Origin of the sequence: Paraburkholderia sp. BL21I4N1, assembly GCF_002973525.1 — a bacterium.
Classification (GTDB): Bacteria; Pseudomonadota; Gammaproteobacteria; order Burkholderiales; family Burkholderiaceae; genus Paraburkholderia.
Map to the genome: position 1 here is coordinate 203,209 of NZ_PVEN01000011.1, position 20,853 is coordinate 224,061.

Annotated in this window: 19 protein-coding genes; 5 read left to right on the plus strand and 14 right to left on the minus strand. The window is 61.9% G+C overall.

From position 1 onward, the window contains the following. Positions 1–28 precede the first annotated feature (28 nt). From B0G83_RS25485 to B0G83_RS25540, 12 genes are all read right to left on the minus strand, one after another. Positions 29–781, minus strand: coding sequence for an ABC transporter ATP-binding protein (locus B0G83_RS25485; protein ID WP_181157068.1), 753 nt, complete (start codon positions 779–781; stop codon positions 29–31). Between the two features lie 11 nt (positions 782–792). After that, positions 793–2,577, minus strand: coding sequence for an ATP-binding cassette domain-containing protein (locus B0G83_RS25490; RefSeq protein ID WP_105510164.1), 1,785 nt, complete (start codon positions 2,575–2,577; stop codon positions 793–795). Between the two features lie 4 nt (positions 2,578–2,581). Next, positions 2,582–3,637 (minus strand): branched-chain amino acid ABC transporter permease, encoded by a 1,056-nt coding sequence (locus B0G83_RS25495; protein ID WP_105510165.1) that lies wholly within the window; start codon positions 3,635–3,637, stop codon positions 2,582–2,584. Between the two features lie 199 nt (positions 3,638–3,836). Then, on the minus strand, positions 3,837–4,997 hold the full coding sequence (locus tag B0G83_RS25500; protein WP_105510166.1) for an ABC transporter substrate-binding protein: 1,161 nt from the start codon (positions 4,995–4,997) through the stop codon (positions 3,837–3,839). 437 nt (positions 4,998–5,434) lie between these two features. Beyond that, on the minus strand, positions 5,435–6,601 hold the full coding sequence (locus B0G83_RS25505; RefSeq protein ID WP_105510167.1) for an ABC transporter substrate-binding protein: 1,167 nt from the start codon (positions 6,599–6,601) through the stop codon (positions 5,435–5,437). A gap of 532 nt (positions 6,602–7,133) precedes the next feature. Continuing rightward, a complete protein-coding gene (locus tag B0G83_RS25510; protein ID WP_181157076.1) occupies positions 7,134–8,105 on the minus strand; it encodes a branched-chain amino acid ABC transporter permease in 972 nt (323 codons plus the stop codon). Further along, the gene (locus B0G83_RS25515; protein WP_105510169.1) at positions 8,105–8,989 is read right to left on the minus strand and encodes a branched-chain amino acid ABC transporter permease; all 885 of its coding nucleotides are present in this window, start codon (positions 8,987–8,989) and stop codon (positions 8,105–8,107) included. The genes B0G83_RS25510 and B0G83_RS25515 overlap by 1 nt, the downstream gene beginning before the upstream one ends. Positions 8,990–9,155: 166 nt before the next feature. Then, positions 9,156–10,370, minus strand: coding sequence for an ABC transporter substrate-binding protein (locus tag B0G83_RS25520; protein ID WP_105510170.1), 1,215 nt, complete (start codon positions 10,368–10,370; stop codon positions 9,156–9,158). Between the two features lie 52 nt (positions 10,371–10,422). Next, entirely contained in the window at positions 10,423–11,181 is a 759-nt protein-coding gene (locus tag B0G83_RS25525) for an ABC transporter ATP-binding protein (RefSeq protein WP_105510171.1), read from the minus strand. Further along, the gene (locus tag B0G83_RS25530) at positions 11,178–11,957 is read right to left on the minus strand and encodes an ABC transporter ATP-binding protein (protein WP_007180049.1); all 780 of its coding nucleotides are present in this window, start codon (positions 11,955–11,957) and stop codon (positions 11,178–11,180) included. Before B0G83_RS25530 ends, B0G83_RS25525 begins: the two co-directional genes overlap by 4 nt. A gap of 313 nt (positions 11,958–12,270) precedes the next feature. Next, entirely contained in the window at positions 12,271–13,989 is a 1,719-nt protein-coding gene (locus B0G83_RS25535; RefSeq protein ID WP_105510172.1) for a GMC family oxidoreductase, read from the minus strand. 148 nt (positions 13,990–14,137) lie between these two features. Continuing rightward, on the minus strand, positions 14,138–15,676 hold the full coding sequence (locus B0G83_RS25540) for a CoA-acylating methylmalonate-semialdehyde dehydrogenase (protein WP_105510173.1): 1,539 nt from the start codon (positions 15,674–15,676) through the stop codon (positions 14,138–14,140). 154 nt (positions 15,677–15,830) lie between these two features. On the opposite strand from B0G83_RS25540, the gene B0G83_RS25545 reads away from it, so the two are divergent. Both B0G83_RS25545 and B0G83_RS25550 read left to right on the plus strand, forming a co-directional pair. Then, a complete protein-coding gene (locus B0G83_RS25545; protein ID WP_105510174.1) occupies positions 15,831–16,730 on the plus strand; it encodes a LysR family transcriptional regulator in 900 nt (299 codons plus the stop codon). Between the two features lie 372 nt (positions 16,731–17,102). After that, positions 17,103–17,639, plus strand: a complete 537-nt coding sequence (locus B0G83_RS25550; RefSeq protein ID WP_105510175.1) for a class IV adenylate cyclase — start codon at positions 17,103–17,105, stop codon at positions 17,637–17,639. Between the two features lie 70 nt (positions 17,640–17,709). On the opposite strand, the gene B0G83_RS25555 is transcribed toward B0G83_RS25550, so the two are convergent. Continuing rightward, positions 17,710–18,201 carry an Lrp/AsnC family transcriptional regulator gene (locus B0G83_RS25555; RefSeq protein WP_035554313.1) on the minus strand — a complete coding sequence of 164 codons (492 nt, stop codon included), beginning with the start codon at positions 18,199–18,201 and terminating at the stop codon, positions 17,710–17,712. Between the two features lie 148 nt (positions 18,202–18,349). On the opposite strand from B0G83_RS25555, the gene phhA reads away from it, so the two are divergent. Together phhA and B0G83_RS25565 are read left to right on the plus strand one after the other, a co-directional pair. After that, positions 18,350–19,240: a phenylalanine 4-monooxygenase gene (phhA, locus tag B0G83_RS25560; protein ID WP_105510176.1), complete on the plus strand. Its 891-nt coding sequence runs from the start codon at positions 18,350–18,352 to the stop codon at positions 19,238–19,240. A 116-nt stretch (positions 19,241–19,356) separates the two neighbouring features. Continuing rightward, the gene (locus B0G83_RS25565) at positions 19,357–19,647 is read left to right on the plus strand and encodes a 4a-hydroxytetrahydrobiopterin dehydratase (protein ID WP_105510177.1); all 291 of its coding nucleotides are present in this window, start codon (positions 19,357–19,359) and stop codon (positions 19,645–19,647) included. Between the two features lie 104 nt (positions 19,648–19,751). On the opposite strand, the gene B0G83_RS25570 is transcribed toward B0G83_RS25565, so the two are convergent. Further along, positions 19,752–19,976: a DUF3717 domain-containing protein gene (locus B0G83_RS25570; protein ID WP_105510178.1), complete on the minus strand. Its 225-nt coding sequence runs from the start codon at positions 19,974–19,976 to the stop codon at positions 19,752–19,754. A gap of 91 nt (positions 19,977–20,067) precedes the next feature. Here B0G83_RS25570 and B0G83_RS25575 point away from each other — a divergent pair, with 91 nt between their 5' ends. Continuing rightward, complete coding sequence (locus B0G83_RS25575) at positions 20,068–20,754, plus strand: response regulator transcription factor (RefSeq protein ID WP_013590077.1); 687 nt, start codon at positions 20,068–20,070, stop codon at positions 20,752–20,754. Positions 20,755–20,853 lie beyond the last annotated feature (99 nt).

Here is a 20,853-nt window from a genome sequence, read left to right on the forward strand (position 1 = left end):
GACATCCACACCCGACTAAAGCGAAGAACTAAGCCGCCTTTTTCGCCAGGCCAAGGTACGTCTCGATCACGCGCGGATTCTGCGCCAGATCCGCCGCCGGGCCTTCCAGCGCCAATTCGCCGGTCTCAAGTACATAGCCGTAGTCGGAAATCTGCAGTGCCGCGCGGGCGTTCTGTTCGATCAGCAGTGTCGCCACGCCCGTCTGTCGCAGCGCGCTAATGATATGAAAAATCTCCTTCACGATCAGCGGTGCGAGACCTAGGCTCGGCTCATCCAGCATCAGCAGATCGGGCTTGCCCATCAGCGCCCGGCCGACCGCCAGCATTTGCCGCTCGCCGCCGGACAATGTGCCGGCCGCCTGTTGACGACGCTCCTTCAATCGCGGAAAAAGCGTGAACACCGGTTCGAGCTGATCGAGGAAGTTGCGCTCCCCTGCCCGTTTGCGACGATAGGCGCCGAGCACGAGATTGTCTTCCACCGTCATCGACGCAAACAGCTCGCGCTTCTCCGGCACCAGACACATGCCACGCGCGACCCGCTTCTCGACCGGCACCGCGCTCACGTCCTCACCCCGATAGAGAACCGTTCCTTTCGCATGGCCGGTAGTGGGCAGCGCGCCCATGATCGCGTTCAGCAACGTCGACTTGCCTGCGCCGTTCGGCCCGATCACCGACACGATCTGCCCCGGTCGCACTTTGATCGCCGCGCCGTGCAGCGCCTCGACCTTACCGTAGCGTACCGAGAGACCATTCACGTCGAGAATTGGGCCCGCTGCATTCATCGTGTTTTCCATCACTCCACCCCACCCAGATAAGCTTCAAGCACGGCCGGGTCTTGCTGGACTTCCTGCGGCAAGCCTTCCGCGATCCGCGTGCCGAACTCCATCACCACCAGACGATCGGTGAGATTCATCACGAAATCCATGTCGTGCTCAACCAGCAGCACACTCATGCCCTCGGCCTTCAGCCGGCGCAGCAGATCCGCGAGTTGCAGCTTTTCCTGATATCGCAGACCGGCAGCCGGCTCGTCCAGCAGCAGCAAGGTCGGGTCGCAGCACAACGCCCGGGCGATTTCCAGAATGCGCTGCTGTCCCAATGCCAGGCTGCCCGCCTCTTCGTACATGTACTGCTCGAGCCCGACTCGGCGAATCTGGCGCGCGGCCTCCGCCATCAGACGCGCTTCTTCGGTGCCGTTCAGGCGTGCGATGCTGCGCCAGACACCAGCCTGGCCACGCAGATGAGCGCCGATCGCGACGTTCTCCAGCACCGTCATTCCCGGCAGCAGTTTGACGTGCTGGAACGTGCGCCCAATGCCGCGTTTGACGATTTCACGTGAACTCAACGAATCGATGCGCTCGCCGCGGAACGTAATCTCGCCGCTGGTGGCTTGCAGCACGCCGGTCACGAGATTGAACGTCGTCGATTTGCCGGCGCCGTTCGGACCGATCAAGCCGATGATCTGCCCTGCCTTGACCTCGAAGCTGACGTCGTTCACCGCGACCAGACCGCCGAACTGCTTGCGTGCCTTGTTCACCGTCAACAGGTTTTCGCCTGCAGTCGGCTTGCTGCGCTGCGGCAACGGCTCCGCATGATCCGCCAGATGCGCACGCGGACCGCGCGGGAAAAAGCGCGCGACGAATGGCCAGACGCCTTGTCGAGCGTATTGCAGCAGCAGCACCATCAGAATGCCGAACACGATCACTTCGAAGTTGCCGTTCTCGCCGAGCAGTTTCGGCAGCAGGGTTTGCAGATAGTCCTGCAGCACGGTCAGGATCGCCGCGCCGAGCACCGCGCCCCAGACGTGCGACACGCCGCCGACCACCGCCATGAACAGAAACTCGATGCCGTGATTCAAACCGAACGGCGTCGGATTCACCGCGCGTTGCAGGTGGGCATATAGAAAGCCCGAGATCGACGCCAGCACGGCCGCGTAGACGAAGATCACCACGCGCATCCAAGCCGTGTTGACGCCCATCGCCTCGGCCATCATGCCGCCGCCGCGCAACGCGCGAATCGCCCGCCCCGGCCGACTATTAAGCAGGTTTTGAACAGAGATCACCGCGCCGAGCACGACGAGCCAAATCAGGTAATAGATATGGCGACCGGACTCCAGGTTGATACCGAAAACGTTCAGCACCGGAATTCCGTTGATACCGTCGTATTTGCCGAGCATTTCCAGATTGCCGAACAGGTAGAACAGCGCCAGCCCCCACGCGATCGTGCCGAGCGGCAGAAAGTGCCCCGACAGGCGCATCGTCACCAAACCCAGCATCAGCGCGATCAGCGCCGTCACCACCACGCCCGCGATCAGCGCGAGCCACGGCGAAACGCCATACGTGGTGGTCAGATAAGCGGTCGCATACGCGCCGATCCCGACGAACGCCGCCTGCCCGAAACTCGTCATGCCACCGATACCGGTCAGCAGCACGAGACCGATCGCGACGATCGAATACAGGCCGATGTAGTTGAGCAACGTCACCCAATACTCGGGCACATGAATCGGGTGCGGCAAGACCGGCAACGCGAACAGCACCACGAGGAACAACCAGAAAAACTTGTTTTGCATGATCCGTTTCATCGTGTCACTCCTCGTCCTCTTCGCTGTGCGGGCTGGCCAGACTTCGCCAGAGCAGCACCGGGATAATCAGTGTGAACACGATCACTTCCTTATAAGCACTCGCCCAGAACGACGAATACGACTCCAGCAGGCCGACCAGGATCGCGCCCGCAGCCGCCAGCGGATAGCTGACGAGTCCGCCGATAATCGCGCCCACGAAGCCCTTCAGACCCATCAGGAAGCCCGAGTCGTAGTAGATGGTGGTCAAGGGCGCAACGAGAATGCCGCACAGCGCGCCTAGCCCCGCAGCCAGCGTGAACGCGAGGCGCCCCGCCTGCGTCGTGCCGATGCCGACGAGCCGCGCGCCGAGCCGGTTCACCGAGGTCGCGCGCAAGGCCTTGCCCGAAATCGTGCGGTCAAAATACAGATACAGCCCACCGATCAACACCGCCGCAGTGACGATCACCCACAAGCTTTGTTCGGAGATCGACAGGCTGCCGAGGTTGAACGTCGCGTCGGAAAACGCCGTGGTCCGCGAGCCTTCCGCGCCGAACATCACGAGCCCGACGCCGACCATCGCGAAGTGCACTGCCACCGCCACGATCAACAACAGCAACGTGCTCGCTTCCGCGATCGGCTCATAGGCCAGCCGGTAGACGAACGGCCCCATCGGAATCACGATCAGCAGCGTCAATGCGATCTGCGCGAGCATCGGCAGTGGATGCAGGAAAAGACCCTGCGTCAGCGCGTACACCGCGATCGGGAACAGCAGGTATTTGCTGACCAGCGTCACCAGCGCGCGCGCCGCGTGCCGACGTCGCTCGGCATGGCGCACGAGACCCGCGACTTCGACGACGAAACACGCCGCGCCCATCGCCATCAGCAGCCAGCAGGTGGCCGGAAATTTTTGTGTCTGCAACGCGGCGAGCGTGAGCGCGCCGTACGAAACAAACTCCCCCTGCGGGATAAAAATCACCCGCGTCACGGAGAACACCAGCACCAGCGCAAGCGCGAGCAGCGCGTAGATCGCGCCGGTGGTGATGCCGTCCTGCGCGAGGATCGCCGCAATTGATAGATCCATACTTCCTCATCCTGAAGCGTCGAAATCGAAACCGGGAAACAGTCGTGGCGGCGCCGTAGCGGCCGGCGACCTGCAAGTCAGAAAAGGCGACCGCCGCGCCGGGACACGGCGCGGCGGTCGATGCCATTCTCATCGACCAGAATGGCAATGCGGCGTCATACGCCGCACATTGCGCGAGAGGCGCGTACCGCTTTTGTTATTAGTCGTTCTGCAGCTTCCACTTGCCGTCGACGATCTGCACGATCACGCGTGCACGCTTGTCGAGGCCGTTGTGGTCGGTCGGCGTGGTGTTCATGATGCCGTGCGAGACCGGCAATTCCTTGATGTTTTCCAGCGCCCCGCGCAGTGCCACGCGGAATGCTTCCGTGCCCGGCTGAGCGGTCTTCAGCGCGACCGGAATCGCCGCTTGCAGCATCTGGCCGGCGTCCCATGCGTGACCGCCGAAGGTCGCCACCGAACCCGCGCCGTAGGCCTTCTCGTAAGCCGTCTTATACGCTTCCGACGACTTCTTTACCGGATTCGATTCGGGCAACTGATCCGCAACGAGAATCGGGCCGGCCGGCAGGAATTCGCCTTCGCAATCCTTGCCGCACACGCGCAGGAAGTCGTTATTCGCGACGCCGTGCGTCTGATAAACCTTGCCCTTGTAGCCGCGCTCCTTGAGCGTCTTGGCCGGCAGCGCCGACGGAGTGCCCGCGCCCGCGATCAGCACTGCGTCCGGGTTCGCGCCCATGGTCTTCAGCACCTGGCCCGTCACCGACGCGTCGGTGCGGTTAAAGCGCTCGTTGGAGACGATCTTCAGATGGTGCGCGGCGGCGGCCGCCGTGAAGACGTTGTTCCAGCCGTCGCCGTACGCATCCGCGAAGCCGATGAAACCCACCGTCTTCACACCATGGCGTTCCATGTAGTCGGCAATGGCGTCGGCCATCAGGCTGTCGTTTTGCGGCGGTTTGAAGGCCCACGCGCGCTTCGCGTCCATTGGCGAAATGATCGCTGCCGACGCTGCCAGCGAGATCACCGGCGTCTTGCCTTCCGCAGCCGGGTCGAGCATGGCGAGCGAGTTCGGCGTGACGGTCGAGCCGATGATCGCGTCGACGTGGTCTTCGTCGATCAGCTTGCGCGTGTTCTGCACGGCTTTGCCGGTGTCGGATGCGTCATCCAGAACGATGTACTGCACCGTCTTGCCGCCGATCTCCTTCGGCAGCAGCGCAATCGTGTTCTTCTCCGGAATGCCGAGCGAAGCTGCCGGTCCGGTGGTAGACAGCGTCACGCCGATTTTCACCTGCGCAAACGCGGCGCCCGCGCCGCACATGAGCGCCATCGCGATCCCAGTGCGTACCCATTGCTTTGTCTTTTTCATTGCCAGTCTCCAAACGCTTTGAAGCGCGTATCTGTAATCCGGCTCGCGGGCCGGGTGTCTGAATCTAGTTATAGGGTTCGGGCATGCCAAGCATGGTTTTCCCTGCTCGACGCGAGTTGCCTTCACCGCGTTGGTGCCACTTCCCTGCTACGTGCCACGACTGCGGACTGCTGCGATTCCCAAACTGATTTTCTCGCGATCTTCGTCGCGATTTAGTGCTGCAATTTGCCGCGAGCAAAACACTAACATGTTAGTAGTATTGCGTTCTGCATCATCGACGGTCAAGCGGCTGCGGCCCAAATGCGGGTTTGTCCTGAAGCCACGACACCACACTTATTCACGCGACGTCGGGCGAATTCACGTGAAACGGCCAATAAAAAAGACGCGTCAACTGCACGCGTCTTTTTGAATGGGGCTCCGTATCGCTTCGCCTTCGCTCAGTCGCCGGACAACTGCCACTTGCCGCCGACAATCTCCACCATCACGCGGGCCCGCTGGTCGAGGCCAGCGTGGTCGTTTGCGCTCATGTTGAAGATGCCGTGCGACGCGGGCATGTCTTTCGTGCTTTCAAGCGCTGCACGCAGCGCCTCGCGGAACGCGGGCGTGCCCGGCTGCCCTTTCTTCAGCGCCAGCGGAATCGCGCGTTGCAGCAGCAAGCCGGCGTCCCACGCGTGGCCACCGAAGGTCGACACCGAGCCGACGCCGTAAGCGGTTTCATAGGCTCGCTTATAGGTCAGCGCGGTCTTCTTCGCCGGATTCGAATCAGGCAATTGATCGGCGACCAGCAACGGACCGGCGGGCAGATAGGTGCCTTCGCAATCTTTGCCGCACACGCGTAGGAAGTCGTTATTCGCGACGCCGTGCGTCTGATAGTACTTGCCCTTGTAGCCGCGTTCCTTGAAGGTTTTCTGCGGCAACGCGGCCGGCGTGCCCGCACCCGCGATCAACACCGCGTCGGGATTCTGCGACATGATCTTCAGCACCTGCCCGGTCACCGATGCGTCGCTGCGCGCGAAGCGTTCGTTCGCGACGATCTTGATCCTGGCAAGCTCGGCGGCTTTGCCGAATTCCTTGAACCAGCTCTCGCCGTAAGCGTCAGAGAAGCCGATAAACGCGACCGTCTTCACGCCGTGATTCGACATGTGCTGCGCGATCGCGGTGGCCATCAGGATGTCGTTTTGCGGCGTCTTGAAGACCCACGCGCGCTTGGCATCCATCGGCTCGACGATGCTTGCCGCGGCGGCCATGGAGATCATCGGCGTGGTGCTTTCGGCGGCGACGTCGATCATGGCGAGCGAGTTCGGTACCACGGTCGAGCCGATCAGCGCATCAACGTGGTCTTCGCTGGTCAGCTTGCGGGCGTTCTTGACCGCCTGGGTCGAGTCGGTCGCGTCGTCGAGCACGATGTAGTCGATTTTCTGGCCAGCTACCTCTTTAGGCAGCAGCGCGATCGTGTTTTTTTCCGGAATACCGAGCGACGCCGCCGGGCCTGTTGCCGATACCGTCACGCCGATTTTCACGTCCGCGAATGCAACCCCGCTCCATGCCGCGAATACCCCGGTGGCGACTAATGCCGCGCTTATCCAACGCAATGCCGACTTCATCCCGCTCCTCTGTCTACCCCGTTATTCATTTGAAGTTAAATACGCGAATGCCATTCCGCGGATTTAATCCCGACCCAGCGGTCGGTGAATAGCGAGTGTAGCGGAGCGCAGCCCAGCGCTGCAAGCGTTTTGCAGGGAAACGGCGTGCGCAAATGGAATGACTCGGGGAATAAAAAAAGGGCCGGGAAGTTGGCATCAAAATGGTGTTGCGCCATTTCGAAAGTGCAAATAAAAAGCGCTGTTGGATATCAATCCAACAGCGCTTTCGTCTGGGCACTGAGTGCCTCATTGTCTCCTCGTTCTCCACCTGCAAAATTCGTGGTGCATCAGAACTGCATGAAGATTAAACGAGCACATGGCGTACTACAACTAGCAATTACCCTAGTGGTGCACTGCCGCACTGAATTGGGGCGCCTATGCGCGGGTTTGGCCGTGTGCGTCGAACGGGTGGCGGACTTCGGCGTTCACCTCGCCACATCAACCGCCGACGGATTATATCGGATGCCGAATCAGTTGCGCAGATCAATCGGAATCACGCGCGCAACGGCTTCACGCGCGCGACGATCTCGCCGACAATCCCGCGCCGGAACGCCAGCACGCACGCGATAAAAATCAGGCCCGTCACGATGGTGACCGACTCACCCAGCGAGCGGAACCAGTCGATACCCGTCGTCGACGCAAGCGCGGTGCCGATGTCGCCGAGACGATCCTCGAGCGCCACGATCACCGCCGCGCCGAGCAGCGGCCCAAACAGCGTGCCCATGCCACCGACCAGCGTCATCAGGATCACGAGGCCGGACATGGTCCAGTACGCGTCGCTCAAGGTTTCGAAGCCCTGCACCAGTACTTTCAGCGAACCCGCGAGACCCGCGAGACCCGCCGACAGAATGAAGGCGAGCAGCTTGAAGCGATCCGTGTCGTAGCCGAGCGAGATCGCGCGCGGTTCGTTTTCCTTGATCGCCACCAGCACCTGACCGAACGGCGAATGCACGATCCGCACGATCAGCAGGAAGGCCAGCACCATCACCGCCAGGACGACGAAGTACAAGGTCACGTCGGACGAGAGATCCAGCAGGCCGAACAGCTTGCCGCGCGGCACGCCTTGCAGACCGTCCTCGCCATGCGTGAACGGCGCTTGCAGGAACACGAAGTAGACCATCTGCGCGAGCGCCAGCGTGACCATCGCGAAGTAGATGCCTTGCCGGCGAATCGCGAAGAGTCCCACCACGAAACCGAGCAAGGTTGCCGCCACCGTGCCCGCCAGCACGCCGAGTTCCGGCGAGAAGCCGAGCGTTTGCATCGCGTAGCCCGTCACGTAGCCCGCCGAGCCGAGGAACATCGCGTGGCCGAACGACAGCAGGCCGGTGTAGCCGATCAGCAGATTGAACGCTGCCGCGAACAGCGCGAAACACAGCACCTTCATCACGAACAGCGGATAGATGCCGAGCACCGGCACGGCGAGAAGCACGATCAGCAGCAGACCGTAGAGCATTTTTCTCTGCATCATTTTTCCTTGCCGAAGAGACCCGCCGGGCGCACCAGCAAGACGAGCGCCATGATCACGAAGACGACGGTCGCCGACGCTTCCGGGTAAAACACGCGCGTCAGCCCTTCGATCACGCCGAGCATCAGACCGGTGAGAATCGAGCCCATGATCGAGCCCATGCCGCCGATCACGACCACCGCGAACACGGTGATGATCATCGGCTGCCCCATCAGCGGCGAAACCTGAATGACCGGCGCGGCGAGCACACCCGCGAACGCCGCCAGCGCAACGCCGAAGCCGTAAGTGAGCGTGATCATCAGCGGCACGTTGATGCCAAACGCTTCGACCAGCTTGGGGTTCTCCGTGCCCGCGCGCAGATAGGCGCCCAGGCGCGTCTTCTCGATCACGAACCACGTCGCGAAACAGACCACGAGCGAGGCCACCACGACCCACGCGCGGTAATTCGGCAGGAACATGAAGCCGAGATTGGTAGCGCCGGAGAGTGCCGACGGCACGTCGTACGGTTGGCCGGACGAGCCGTAGATCGAATGGAACACGCCTTCCACCAGCAGCGTGAGCCCGAAGGTCAGCAACAGCCCATAAAGGTGATCGAGCTTGTAGAGCCAGCGCAGCATGGTGCGTTCGATCACGATACCGAACAGCCCCACGATCAGCGGGGAAAGCACCAGCATCACCCAGTACGGCAGGCCGAAATACGAAAAGCCCATCCACGCGAGCATTGCGCCGAGCATGAACAACGCGCCGTGCGCGAAGTTGATCACGTTGAGCAAGCCGAAGATCACCGCGAGCCCGAGACTCAGAATCGCGTAGAACGAGCCGTTCACGAGCCCCAGCAGCAGCTGGCTCAGCATCGCCGGTAGCGGAATGCCAAAGATTTCCATTGAAGCCTTAACCCCTGAAGCTATCGCCAAGGTGAGATCGGTGACGCACGATCCGGCCGGCGCGCGATCGGCGGCAATAACGCCGAACGCGCGCGGCATGTGAAACGATTGACGGTCCGCGGAGAGCCGGCGACCCGACCCGCCGCATCAGGCCCTCAGCCCGCGCTTACTTCCACAACGCGCAGCGTGTTTGCGCCTTGGTCGTGAACGCCTGCTCGCCCGGGATCGTCGCCATGATCTTGTAGTAGTCCCACGGCTCTTTGGACTCGGCCGGCGTCTTCACCTGCATCAGGTACATGTCGTGGATCATGCTGCCGTCCTGACGGATGTAGCCCTTCGCGTAGAAGTCGTCGATCTTGGTCTTGCGCAGTTGCGCCATCACCTTGTCGGTGTCGGTCGAACCGACTGCCTTCACCGCGTTCAGGTACGTCATGGTCGCGGAGTAGTCGGCCGCCTGCAGGCTCGACGGCATCTTCTTCGTCTTCTCGAAGTAACGTTGCGCCCACTTGCGCGTGTTGGCGTCCTTGTTCCAGTACCAGCTATCCGTCAGCACCAGACCTTGCGTGGTTTCCAGACCGAGGCTGTGCACGTCGTCGATGAACATCAGCAGCGCGGCCAGCTTCATTGTCTTGGTCAGGCCGAATTCCTTCGCGGCCTTGATCGAGTTGACCGTATCGCCCCCCGCATTCGCGAGGCCGAGAATCTGCGCCTTCGATGCTTGCGCCTGCAACAGGAACGACGAGAAGTCGGACGCCGACAGCGGTGCGCGCACGGCGCCGAGTACCTGGCCGCCATTCGCCTTCACCACGTCCGACGTCGCTTTTTCCAGCGCCTTGCCGAACGCGTAGTCGGCGGTCAGGAAGTACCACGTCTTGCCGCCCTGTTTCGTCACCGCCGAACCCGTGCCGTTGGCGAGCGCGGTGGTGTCGTACGCGTAGTGGATCGTGTACGGCGTGCATTGCTCGTTGGTCAGCGTATCGGCGCCCGCGCCGATGTTGATGTAGACCTTGTGCTTCTCGCCCGCGACCGTATTCATCGACAGGCCCGTTGCCGAGTTCGTGCCGCCAATCAGCATGTCGACGCCGTCGCGGTCGAACCACTCACGCGCGCGCGATGCGGCGATGTCCGCCTTGTTCTGGTGATCCGCGTAGACCAGCGTGATCGGCTTGCCGTTGACCTTGCCGCCGAAGTCCGCGATCGCCATCCGGATCGCTTCGAGTCCGCCCGGGCCATCGATATCCGCGTACAGTCCGGACAGATCGGTGATGTAGCCGATCTTCACCGCGTCGTCAGCCGCTTGCGCGCTGCCCATCGTCAGAGCGGCGCCGGCGGCGACCGCGAAGCAAAGGGTGGCGAGTCGCGCGAGTGGGTTCTTTTTCATTCCTGTCTCCTGTTTCTTCACTTGTGGTTATCAGAGGCAATCGGGCGGTTTTTTATACGCCCAGCAGATCGTGCAGCACCGGCATCTTGCTTTCGAGTTCACCCGCCCCGAAGTGCTCGACGATCGTGCCGTGCTCCATCACATAGAAGCGATCGGCAAGCGGCGCCGCAAAGCGGAAATTCTGTTCGACCATCACGACCGTATAGCCCCGCTCTTTCAGCGTGATGATCATGCGGGCCAGCGCCTGCACGATGACCGGCGCCAGCCCTTCGGATATCTCGTCGAGCAGCAACAGACTCGCGCCGGTACGCAGAATACGCGCCACCGCCAGCATCTGCTGCTCGCCGCCCGAAAGCCGCGTGCCCTGGCTCATGCGGCGTTCCTGCAGATTTGGGAACATCGAATAGATTTCGTCGAGCGACATCATGTGCGCCTTATCGCCGATGGGCGGCGGCAGCAACAGATTTTCCTCGCACGACAGGCTCGAGAAAATCCCGCGCTCTTCGGGACAGTAGCCAATACCGCAGTGCGCGATGCGATGCGTGGGCATATTGATGGTCTCGCGTCCGCCGACCCGGATCGAGCCCGTGCGCCGCCCCGTCAGACCCATGATCGCGCGCAACGTGGTGGTGCGGCCCGCACCGTTGCGACCGAGCAGCGTGACGACTTCGCCGCGATTCACTGTCAGGTCGACGCCATGCAGAATGTGCGACTCGCCATACCACGCCTGCAAACCCGCAATCTCCAGCGCGGGAACGGCGTCCGCCGTGCCGCTCACCTCGAGGCTTTCGCGCTCGGCAATCGTATTCATGCGTGGGCTCCGGCGAGCGCCGCGTCGGCACTGCCCATATAGGCTTGCATCACGAGCGGATTCTTCGACACTTCGGCGTAGCTGCCTTCGGCGAGCACTTCGCCTCGTTGCAGCACCGTGATCGTGTCGGAGATGCCGGCGATCACATTCATGTTGTGCTCGACCATCAGGATCGTGCGGCCGCTCGAGACTTTCTTGATCAGCGCCGTGACACGATCCACGTCTTCGTGGCCCATGCCTTGCGTCGGTTCGTCGAGCAACATGAGCTCCGGTTCCATGGCGAGCGTGGTGGCGATTTCCAGCGCGCGTTTGCGGCCGTATGACAGTTCCACCGTCAGGACATCGGCGAAATCGGTCAGGCCGACCTGGGTGAGCAGATCCATCGCGCGGTCGTCCAGTTGACGCAGCGTGCGTTCGCTCTTCCAGAAATGAAATGCCGTGCCAAGCTGGCGCTGCAGACCGATGCGCACATTCTGCAATGCTGTCAGATGCGGGAACACCGCGGAAATCTGGAACGAACGGATAATGCCGCGCCGCGCGATCTGCGCGGGACGTTCACCGGTAATGTCGATACCGTTGAAGACGATCTGACCCGCGGTCGGTTCGAGGAACTTGGTGAGCAAATTGAAGCAGGTGGTCTTGCCTGCCCCATTGGGGCCGATCAGCGCATGGATCGAGCCACGGCGCACGCGCAGGTTCACCCCGTTCACGGCAATGAAGCCTTTGAACTCACGGGTGAGGCCGCGCGTTTCGAGAATCGTATCGCCGAGAATCATGTTCCCTTCCATACGGAGTGAGGCGAAGCACTACGATCTTACGCGCGGAGTTTTGCGCGACTTGTTATGACGGCGGCACCCCATGCCGCTCGTTGGCGTACTGCACCAATCCGGACGGTAATCCATGGGGCGGCACGCAGCATGGCTGCCATTGTCGCGCCAATGATGCAGCGCATTCATTGGGATTTGCACTTAGTGGATGATGTCGATCTGTCGCGCGAGACGTGCCGGCGCGCCAAATAGCGGACGTGCGCAGGCCGCCCAGCCTGACCATGGCAGGCGGCGGGCACTCCATGCAATCACCGTGCCGTTGTCACACCGCCGACATCGACGCGCCCGCCATGCCTTGCACCACGCGACTACCGGCCGCACGGGCGCGGCGGTCTTCGCGAATCATCTCGCTGGCGCGCTCGGCAATCATCAATGTGGGCGAGTTGGTGTTGCCCGACGTGATGACTGGCATGACCGATGCGTCGACCACGCGCAAGCCGTCAACACCGATAACACGTAGACGGCTATCGACCACGGCGGCCGGGTCGTCGGTTGCGCCCATGCGGCAGGTGCCGACCGGATGGAAGATCGTCGTGCCGACCGCGCCGGCGGCCTGCTGCAGTTCTTCTTCGGTCTGATACTGGACCCCCGGCAAAATCTCCCGCGGTTGATAGCGGGCCAACGCGGGCGCGGCGGCGATCCGTCGCGTGAGACGTAATGCGTTGGCGGCGACGTGACGGTCGTATTCGGTGGAAAGATAGTTCGGCGCGATCAACGGCGGCGCCGATGCATCCGCGGACTCGATATGAACGCTGCCGCGGGACGTGGGCCGCAACTGACACACCGACGCCGTGAACGCGTTGAAGCGATGCAACGGTTCGCCAAACCGATCGAGCGACAGCGGCTGCACGTGATACTCGAGGTCAGGCCGCGTCAGCGAGCGATCGTGCGGATCGGACTTCGCGAACGCGCCGAGTTGCGATGGCGACATCGACATGGGTCCGCTTTGAAACAGCGCGTACTGCATGCCGATCATCAGCTTGCCCCACCAATGCGCGGACGCCGTGTTGAGCGTGCGCACACCGTCGACCCGATAAGCCATCCGCAATTGCAAATGGTCCTGCAGATTTTCGCCGACGCCGCGCAGATCGTTGACGACATCGATACCCAGGTTCTGCAGACGCGCGCCGTTGCCGATGCCGGACAGTTCGAGCAATTGCGGCGAATTCACCGCGCCCGAACTGAGGATCACTTCGCCGCGCGCCTTGGCGAGATAGTCGGTGTTATCGCCGCGATATTCGACGCCGGTGCAGCGGCGTCCTTCGAACACGACGCGCTGTGTCTGCGCGCCGGTAATGACCGTGAGATTCGGGCGTCTGAGCGCGGGACGCAAAAACGCTTTCGATGCATTCCAGCGAATGCCGCGTTTCTGATTCACGTCGAAATAGCCGACGCCGGTGTTGTCGCCACGGTTGAAATCGTCGGTCGCGGGAATGCCGGTTTGCTGCGCGGCCTGTGAAAACTCTTCGAGAATTTTCCATTTGAGGCGCTGTTTTTCGACGCGCCATGGACCACCCGCGCCATGCGATTCATTCGCGCCGGCGTAATGATCCTCGCTGCGTTTGAAGACCGGCAGCACCGCGTTCCATGACCATGACGAGTCGTTCGTGACGCGCGCCCATTCGTCGTAGTCTTCGCGCTGACCGCGCATGTAGATCATGCCGTTGATGGAGGAGCTGCCGCCCAGCACGCGTCCACGCGGATATGACAACGCGCGTCCATTCAAACCGGCTTCGGGCTGCGTTTTGTAAAGCCAATCCGTGCGCGGATTGCCGATGCAGTAGAGGTAACCGACCGGCACGTGAATCCAGTGATAGTCGTCTTTGCCGCCGGCTTCGAGCAGCAGAACCTGCACGTCCGGATCTGCGCTCAGGCGGTTAGCCAGCACGCAACCGGCCGTACCCGCGCCGACGATGATGTAGTCGAATTCACCTTCCAGACGCCGGCCTTCTGATCCGGCTTTGGTGTGAGTGTCGCTCATGGTCTAGTCTCCTAAGCTTCCCTGCCCGCAGACAGGCGATGCTTCCCTGCGCCTGCGGCGTCGGGCTGATTTTATTTTCTCGTTGCGCCGTCTCGCGTCGGCCTTCGGTGCGCGATGAGAAAACCGCAGCGAAGGCCCACACGTCACACTATTTAGCCACCGGCATCGTGAACTCGGCGCCCTTCGCGATGCTGTCGGGCCAGCGTTGCATGATGCTCTTGTAGCGCGTGTAGAAGCGCACGCCTTCTTCGCCATACGCGTGATGATCGCCGAACAGAGACTTCTTCCAGCCGCCAAAAGAATGCCAAGCCATCGGCACCGGAATCGGCACGTTGATGCCCACCATGCCGATCTGGATCTGCCTGGAGAAAGCGCGCGCGACGCCGCCGTCTGACGTGAACAATGAAACACCGTTAGCGAATTCGTTGGCGTTGATGAGCTCCACCGCCGACGCAAAATCCGGTACACGCACCACGCACAACACCGGCCCGAAAATCTCTTCGCGGTAGATCTTCATGTCGGTCGAGACATCGTCGAACAAGGTGCCACCGAGGAAGAAGCCTTTCTCGTGTCCTTCGACCTGGTGACCGCGTCCGTCGACCACGAGCTTCGCACCCGCCGCGATACCCGCGTCGATATAACCGACCACTTTGTCGCGATGCACGCCCGTCACCAGCGGTCCCATCTCCGCCGCCGACTCCATGCCGTTGAGAATCTTCAGGCTCTTCACGCGCGGCGTGAGTCGTTCGATCAGTTCATCGGCGATATGTCCCACCGCAACCGCCACCGAAATCGCCATGCAACGCTCGCCGGCCGAACCGTAGGCGGCACCGATCAGGGCGTCGACCGCCTGGTCGAGATCGGCGTCCGGCATCACCACTAGATGATTCTTCGCTCCGCCCAACGCCTGCACGCGCTTGCCGTGCTTCGTGCCTTCCGTATAGATATATTCGGCGATCGGCGTCGATCCGACGAACGACAATGCGCTCACGTCCGGATGCACGAGCAGCGCATCGACCGCAGTTTTGTCGCCGTGCACGACGTTGAAAACGCCATCCGGCAAACCGGCTTCCTTCAGCAATTCCGCGAGACGGTTCGCGCACGACGGATCGCGTTCCGACGGCTTCAGCACGAAGCTGTTGCCGCACGCAATCGCGACGGGGAACATCCAGCACGGCACCATCATCGGAAAGTTGAACGGCGTGATGCCGGCCACCACGCCCAACGGTTGACGCAGATTCCAGTTGTCGATGCCGCCGCCGATCTGATCGGTGAAATCCGTTTTCAACAGATTCGGAATGCCGCACGCGAACTCGACGATCTCGATGCCGCGCATCACCTCGCCCTTCGCGTCGGAAAACACTTTGCCGTGTTCGCGCGTGATCAGTTCCGCGAGTTCGTCGTGATGACGGTCGAGCAATTCCTTGAACTTGAACAGCACGCGCGCGCGTTTGATCGGCGCGGTTTCGCTCCATGCGGGGAAGGCGGCCTTGGCGGCGGCAACCGCCGCGTCCACTTCGGCGACGCTCGCCAGCGGCACGCGCGCGCTGACGCTGCCAAGCGCGGGATTGAAGACGTCGCCGAAACGGCCGCTCGTACCCTCGACCGGCTTGCTATTGATGAAATGGGTCAGCGCGCGCGCTTGGGTTTCACTGCGCGCAGCCGAATCCTGATCTGTCTCGCTCATGATTTTCCTCTTCCTGTGAAGTCTTCCGCCCGGCGTGCTGCGCCTGTTCAAAGGCGTCGTGCGGGCGTGTCGAAGGGCAAGCGTACGGCGCTTCGGGACACCAAATCCAATGAGTAATGCTCAATTGCGATATAAGGCGCGCTAATATCAAGATATGGATCTGACTCTGCTACGGGCCTTTGTCACTGTTGCACGCGAGGGCAACCTCACGCGCGCGGCGGTGCAACTGCACCTGACCCAACCCGCCGTCAGCCTGCAAATCAAGCATTTGCAGGAGACGCTCGGCGTGACGCTGTTCACCCGCACCTCGCACGGGCTGTCGCTCACACGCGATGGCCAGGCACTGCTGCCGCACGCCGAACGCGCACTCGGCGCGGCCAGCGACGTCCAGCGCGCGGCGCAATTGCTGCGGCACGAAGTGCGCGGGCGCTTGCGGATCGGCACGATCCTCGACCCGGCGTTTCTGCGTCTGGGCGGCTTCCTCAAGCAACTGGTGGAAACGTGGCCGCGCATCGAAACGGCGTTACGTCACGGCATGTCGGGCTGGGTGCTGGAGCAGGTGCGCGGGGGTGAGCTGGATGTCGGCTATTACATCGGTCTGCCGTCGGAAGACGAACCGCGCGACGGTGCGGCTTTTCACGCCGTCACGTTGACGCACTTCCAGTATCGCGTGCTGGCGCCGGCCGGCTGGAAAGATCGCGTGAAAGGCGCGCGTGACTGGCGTTCGCTCGCGACGCTGCCGTGGATCTGGACACCGCCCGCGTCCGCGCACAACCGGCTGTTGTCGCGCTGCTTCGACGAAGCGGGCGTGAAACCGGTGAAGGTCGCGGAGGTCGACCAGGAGCCGTCGATGCTCGATCTGGTCAAGTCGGGCGTCGGCCTTACGCTCGCACGCGACGCCACCGCGATCGCCGAAGCGCATGCGCACGCGTTGACTATCGTCGAAGGCGTGACGGTGCCGACGCAGCTCAGTTTCATCACGCTCGACGCACGCAAGGACGAGCCGGCGATTGCCGCGGCGTTGAAGTTGATCGAGCAGCAGTGGGTGACGTGATGACGTGCTTGCTGCGTAGCGTGGTGTAGAGACGCTTCGCGGCGATATGAGCGGTTCTCATGACAGTCGAGCCACCGGTTCGAGCGTCACCGCTGAACCGACCCACAGTGCGGCCTTTCGCCACCTGCGCACGCTCGAGTTCACCCTACTCGCCTTACGCATCGCCGCTCGCCGGCAAACCGCCAGGAATTGCCCGCGCTTATCTCCTCATCTGAAACCACGCCGTCACGCAGTTTTTGTTAGATTGAGGGTCCGCGCTGACGCGCCGGTCCGCATCGTTGTTCGTTTCGCCTGACTCTGTCCTTCCCGGCAGCTTCGCCCCGGCCTCGCCGGAAGCCGCCGACCACGCCACCCTTTCGACAGGAACCTGACATGGCACGCAACATTGAAATCAAAGCCCGCGCCCAGCATTTTGAGCAACTCCGTGAACGCGCGGCCAAGCTCGCGCCGGACGCGCCGCTGATCTTCCGCCAGCAGGACTTTTTCTACGACGTGCCGCGCGGCCCCCTGAAGCTGCGGCAGTTCGACGACGGCACACCGGCCGAGCTGATCTTCTATCAGCGCGACGATCGCGACGGTCCGAAGGCCTCGTACTACACCCGCAGCCCGGTGACAAACCCCGAAGCCATGCATGCGCTACTCGCCACCGCACTGACCACGCGCGGCATCGTCACGAAGGAACGCCATGTCTACCTGACCGGACGCACGCGAATCCATCTGGACCGGGTGGACGGTCTGGGCGACTTCGTCGAACTCGAAGTGCTGCTCGCGCAAGATGACGACGAAGAAGGCGGCCACGCCGAAGCTCACGCCATGTTCGAAACGCTCGGCGTGGCAGAGTCGGATCTGGTGGCGGTGGCTTACGTGGATCTGCTGAGCCCGGCGAACGAGCCGAAGCAGGCTGCCTGAAATTTAAGCAGAGAGACTTTTCCCGGCGTAGGACGCGTACCCACGCCGCGCTCTTCAAACGGCCGCCGCATCAAGCGGCGGCGCCTCCCGGCGACAGATGCCCGAGCGGCAACGGCCCATTACGCTTGAACGTGGTCAGCACGATATTCGAGCGCACGCTGTCCACGCCCGGCACGCGCATCAGCTTCTTCATCACGAACGTCGACAGATAATTCAGATCCGGCGCGACGATCCGCAGCAGATAATCGGCGTCGCCCACCACCGCGTGACATTCGAGCACTTCGGGCAGCACGTCGATCTGCTGCTGGAATTGCTCGATGATCGAATCGCCGTGGTGCTTCAACTTCAAGCTGGTAAACGCGGTCACGCCGAGACCGAGTTTCTCCGGTCGCAGCACGACACGATAACCGTCCACCACGCCGACCTGCTCCAGCCGTTGCAAGCGCCGTCCGATCTGCGACGGCGACAGCGGCACCTGCTCGGCCAGTTGCTGATGCGTGGCCCGGCCGAAGCGCTGCAGCACGTCGAGCAACGCGAGATCGAAGTGATCCAGTTCTAGCATGTTAGATATCCGCATGTAATGGCTATTTTATGCACGATTATTGCATATCAGACTGATAATACGCCATTTTTGCGCCCAATCCGCACGTGTGCCGCCCTACACTCGCATCACTGATTTTGATCGGCACACGCCGTAGAGCCCCAGCACCATGTCCACTGCGAACACTGCCAAACTGAAAGAGCAATTCGACGCCGGCCTTGCAACCCGCGCGGACTTCACCATCGATCAACCGACGGAACGCTACGGCGCGGTCGATCACGCCGTGTGGCAACAACTTTATGCCCGCCAGACGGCGCTGCTCAAAGGCCGCGTCTGCGACGCGTTTCTGGAGGGCGTGGAACGCATCGGCATGCCGACCGATCGCGTGCCGTCGTTCGATGAGATCAACGCAAAGCTCACGCCCGCCACCGGCTGGCAGATCGTCGCGGTGCCGGGTCTCGTGCCCGACCAAGTGTTCTTCGAGCATCTGGCCAACCGCCGCTTTCCTGTGACCTGGTGGATGCGCCGTCCGGACCAGCTCGATTACCTGCAGGAACCCGACTGCTTTCACGATCTGTTCGGCCACGTGCCGCTGTTGATCAACCCCGTGTTCGCCGATTACATGCACGCGTACGGCCGTGCGGCGTTAGCCGCTAGCGACGCCGGCGCGCTGCCGCTGCTGGCGCGTCTCTATTGGTACACAGTGGAGTTCGGACTGATCCGCGATGCCGCAAGTCCGAACGGCGTGAAGATCTACGGCGCGGGCATTGTCTCGAGCAAAGGCGAGACGGTCTACAGCCAGCACGACGCGGCACCGAACCGGATCGGCTTCGACCTCGAACGCGTAATGCGCACGCGCTATCGCATCGACACGTTCCAGAAAACCTACTTCGTGATCGATGACTTCGCCCAACTGTTCGGCGTTGCGCAGACTGATTTCGCGCCGCTTCTGGCGAAGCTCGTCAGCGAACCCGCGTTCGCAGCCGGTGCTGTGCTCGAGCACGATCGCGTCATCACGCGCGGTTCGCAGCAAGGCTGGGAAACCGACGGCGATATCTGATCGAACGACCGAAAGCGCTCGTCGAATGCACCGGCAACGGGCTGACGGCATCCATGGAAAAATAGCGGAGGGACCTGCTGGCCGGCAGGTCCGTTCAGACCTGAGAGGTAACCATCATGATCAACAAACTGACTTCCGAAGAACGCGCCACGAAGATCGCCCAGTTACACGACTGGCAAACCGTGGCCGGCCGCGACGCGATTCAGCGGCAGTTCAAATTCGCCGACTTCAACGAAGCATTCGGCTTCATGACGCGCGTGGCCATCAAGGCGCAGGAGATGGATCACCACCCGGAGTGGTTCAACGTCTACAACAAGGTGGAGATCACACTGTCCACGCACGACGCCAATGGACTGACCGAACGCGACATCAAACTGGCCACCTTCATTGATAGTATTACCGCGTAATACACGCGATCAAAGGCGCTTCTACGACGTTTATGCCCGGTGACTCAAACAATGGGACGCAATGAAAGGGCATTGCAGGCAATCCCTTATCGAAACCTTCAGTTCTACAGGCTATTATTAAGGCGCACGTAAGATTCCCATGCTTGCCTGGCAATCGCGTCCAAACGTTCCGGTGATAGCGTGTGCTGACGCTGTACAATCATCAGCGCATACGGCTTGGAGAGCGCGCTTGCCTCCTTGCACAGAACGAGTTCGTCGCCGCTTGAAGGTGAGCGGGCGCGCCAGAAGTTGATCGCGGCTTCCAGTTCGTGAATGCTTATTTCGGACATGACGTCGTGGTCGCTCTCCAGGTCTGTGCAGCAGGCGCCCCGGCGAACCGCTTGCCCAAACGCCTAAACCCATTGTACTTGAGCGAAATCCATGCGACTCCTTCTGATCGAAGATGACCGCCCCATCGCACGCGGCATCCAAAGTAGTCTCGAACAAGCCGGCTTCACCGTCGACATGGTCCATGACGGCATTTTCGCCGAGCAGGCCCTGACCCAAAACCGCCACGAACTGGTGATCCTCGATCTGGGCCTGCCCGGCATCGACGGCATGACGCTGCTGTCGCGTTTTCGCCAGAGCAACCGTCATACGCCGGTGATCATTCTCACCGCGCGCGACGAATTGAACGACCGTGTCCAGGGCCTGAATTCCGGCGCCGACGACTACATGCTCAAGCCGTTCGAACCGACCGAACTCGAAGCACGCATTCGCGCGGTCATGCGCCGCAGCGGTCCGCATGGCGATATGCCGCGTCCGGAAGTGTCGCTGGGCGGCGTGCGTCTGTCGGGCGTCGACCGTCGTATTTTCAACGACGACAAGCCGCTCGAACTGTCGCCGCGCGAATTCGCGGTGCTCGAAATGCTGTTGCTGCGCCACGGCCGCGTGGTCAGCAAGGCGCAACTGCAAGACCACCTCACGCACTTCGGCGGCGATCTCGGCGACACCGCGATCGAAGTCTACGTGCACCGGGTGCGCAAAAAGCTCGAGAATTGCCGTGTCGAGATTGTCACGGTGCGCGGCTTCGGTTACCTGTTGCAGGAAATCCGTCAGGCCGCATAATCGTCACGAAGGCCGCCATTGTCATGGTGGCCTGACGGCGCCGGGCTGGCGCCGCGCACTTGGTGCGCAATGCGCCGGCATCCGGCGGAATTTCACGGC

Excerpts from the sequence above, each read along its gene's own strand:
- B0G83_RS25485 (WP_181157068.1), bottom strand. The coding sequence starts at position 781 with ATGAATGCAGCGGGCCCAATTCTCGACGTGAATGGTCTCTCGGTACGC.
- B0G83_RS25490 (WP_105510164.1), bottom strand. The coding sequence starts at position 2,577 with ATGAAACGGATCATGCAAAACAAGTTTTTCTGGTTGTTCCTCGTGGTG.
- B0G83_RS25495 (WP_105510165.1), bottom strand. The coding sequence starts at position 3,637 with ATGGATCTATCAATTGCGGCGATCCTCGCGCAGGACGGCATCACCACC.
- B0G83_RS25500 (WP_105510166.1), bottom strand. The coding sequence starts at position 4,997 with ATGAAAAAGACAAAGCAATGGGTACGCACTGGGATCGCGATGGCGCTC.
- B0G83_RS25505 (WP_105510167.1), bottom strand. The coding sequence starts at position 6,601 with ATGAAGTCGGCATTGCGTTGGATAAGCGCGGCATTAGTCGCCACCGGG.
- B0G83_RS25510 (WP_181157076.1), bottom strand. The coding sequence starts at position 8,105 with ATGCAGAGAAAAATGCTCTACGGTCTGCTGCTGATCGTGCTTCTCGCC.
- B0G83_RS25515 (WP_105510169.1), bottom strand. The coding sequence starts at position 8,989 with ATGGAAATCTTTGGCATTCCGCTACCGGCGATGCTGAGCCAGCTGCTG.
- B0G83_RS25520 (WP_105510170.1), bottom strand. The coding sequence starts at position 10,370 with ATGAAAAAGAACCCACTCGCGCGACTCGCCACCCTTTGCTTCGCGGTC.
- B0G83_RS25525 (WP_105510171.1), bottom strand. The coding sequence starts at position 11,181 with ATGAATACGATTGCCGAGCGCGAAAGCCTCGAGGTGAGCGGCACGGCG.
- B0G83_RS25530 (WP_007180049.1), bottom strand. The coding sequence starts at position 11,957 with ATGATTCTCGGCGATACGATTCTCGAAACGCGCGGCCTCACCCGTGAG.
- B0G83_RS25535 (WP_105510172.1), bottom strand. The coding sequence starts at position 13,989 with ATGAGCGACACTCACACCAAAGCCGGATCAGAAGGCCGGCGTCTGGAA.
- B0G83_RS25540 (WP_105510173.1), bottom strand. The coding sequence starts at position 15,676 with ATGAGCGAGACAGATCAGGATTCGGCTGCGCGCAGTGAAACCCAAGCG.
- B0G83_RS25545 (WP_105510174.1), top strand. The coding sequence starts at position 15,831 with ATGGATCTGACTCTGCTACGGGCCTTTGTCACTGTTGCACGCGAGGGC.
- B0G83_RS25550 (WP_105510175.1), top strand. The coding sequence starts at position 17,103 with ATGGCACGCAACATTGAAATCAAAGCCCGCGCCCAGCATTTTGAGCAA.
- B0G83_RS25555 (WP_035554313.1), bottom strand. The coding sequence starts at position 18,201 with ATGCTAGAACTGGATCACTTCGATCTCGCGTTGCTCGACGTGCTGCAG.
- phhA (WP_105510176.1), top strand. The coding sequence starts at position 18,350 with ATGTCCACTGCGAACACTGCCAAACTGAAAGAGCAATTCGACGCCGGC.
- B0G83_RS25565 (WP_105510177.1), top strand. The coding sequence starts at position 19,357 with ATGATCAACAAACTGACTTCCGAAGAACGCGCCACGAAGATCGCCCAG.
- B0G83_RS25570 (WP_105510178.1), bottom strand. The coding sequence starts at position 19,976 with ATGTCCGAAATAAGCATTCACGAACTGGAAGCCGCGATCAACTTCTGG.
- B0G83_RS25575 (WP_013590077.1), top strand. The coding sequence starts at position 20,068 with ATGCGACTCCTTCTGATCGAAGATGACCGCCCCATCGCACGCGGCATC.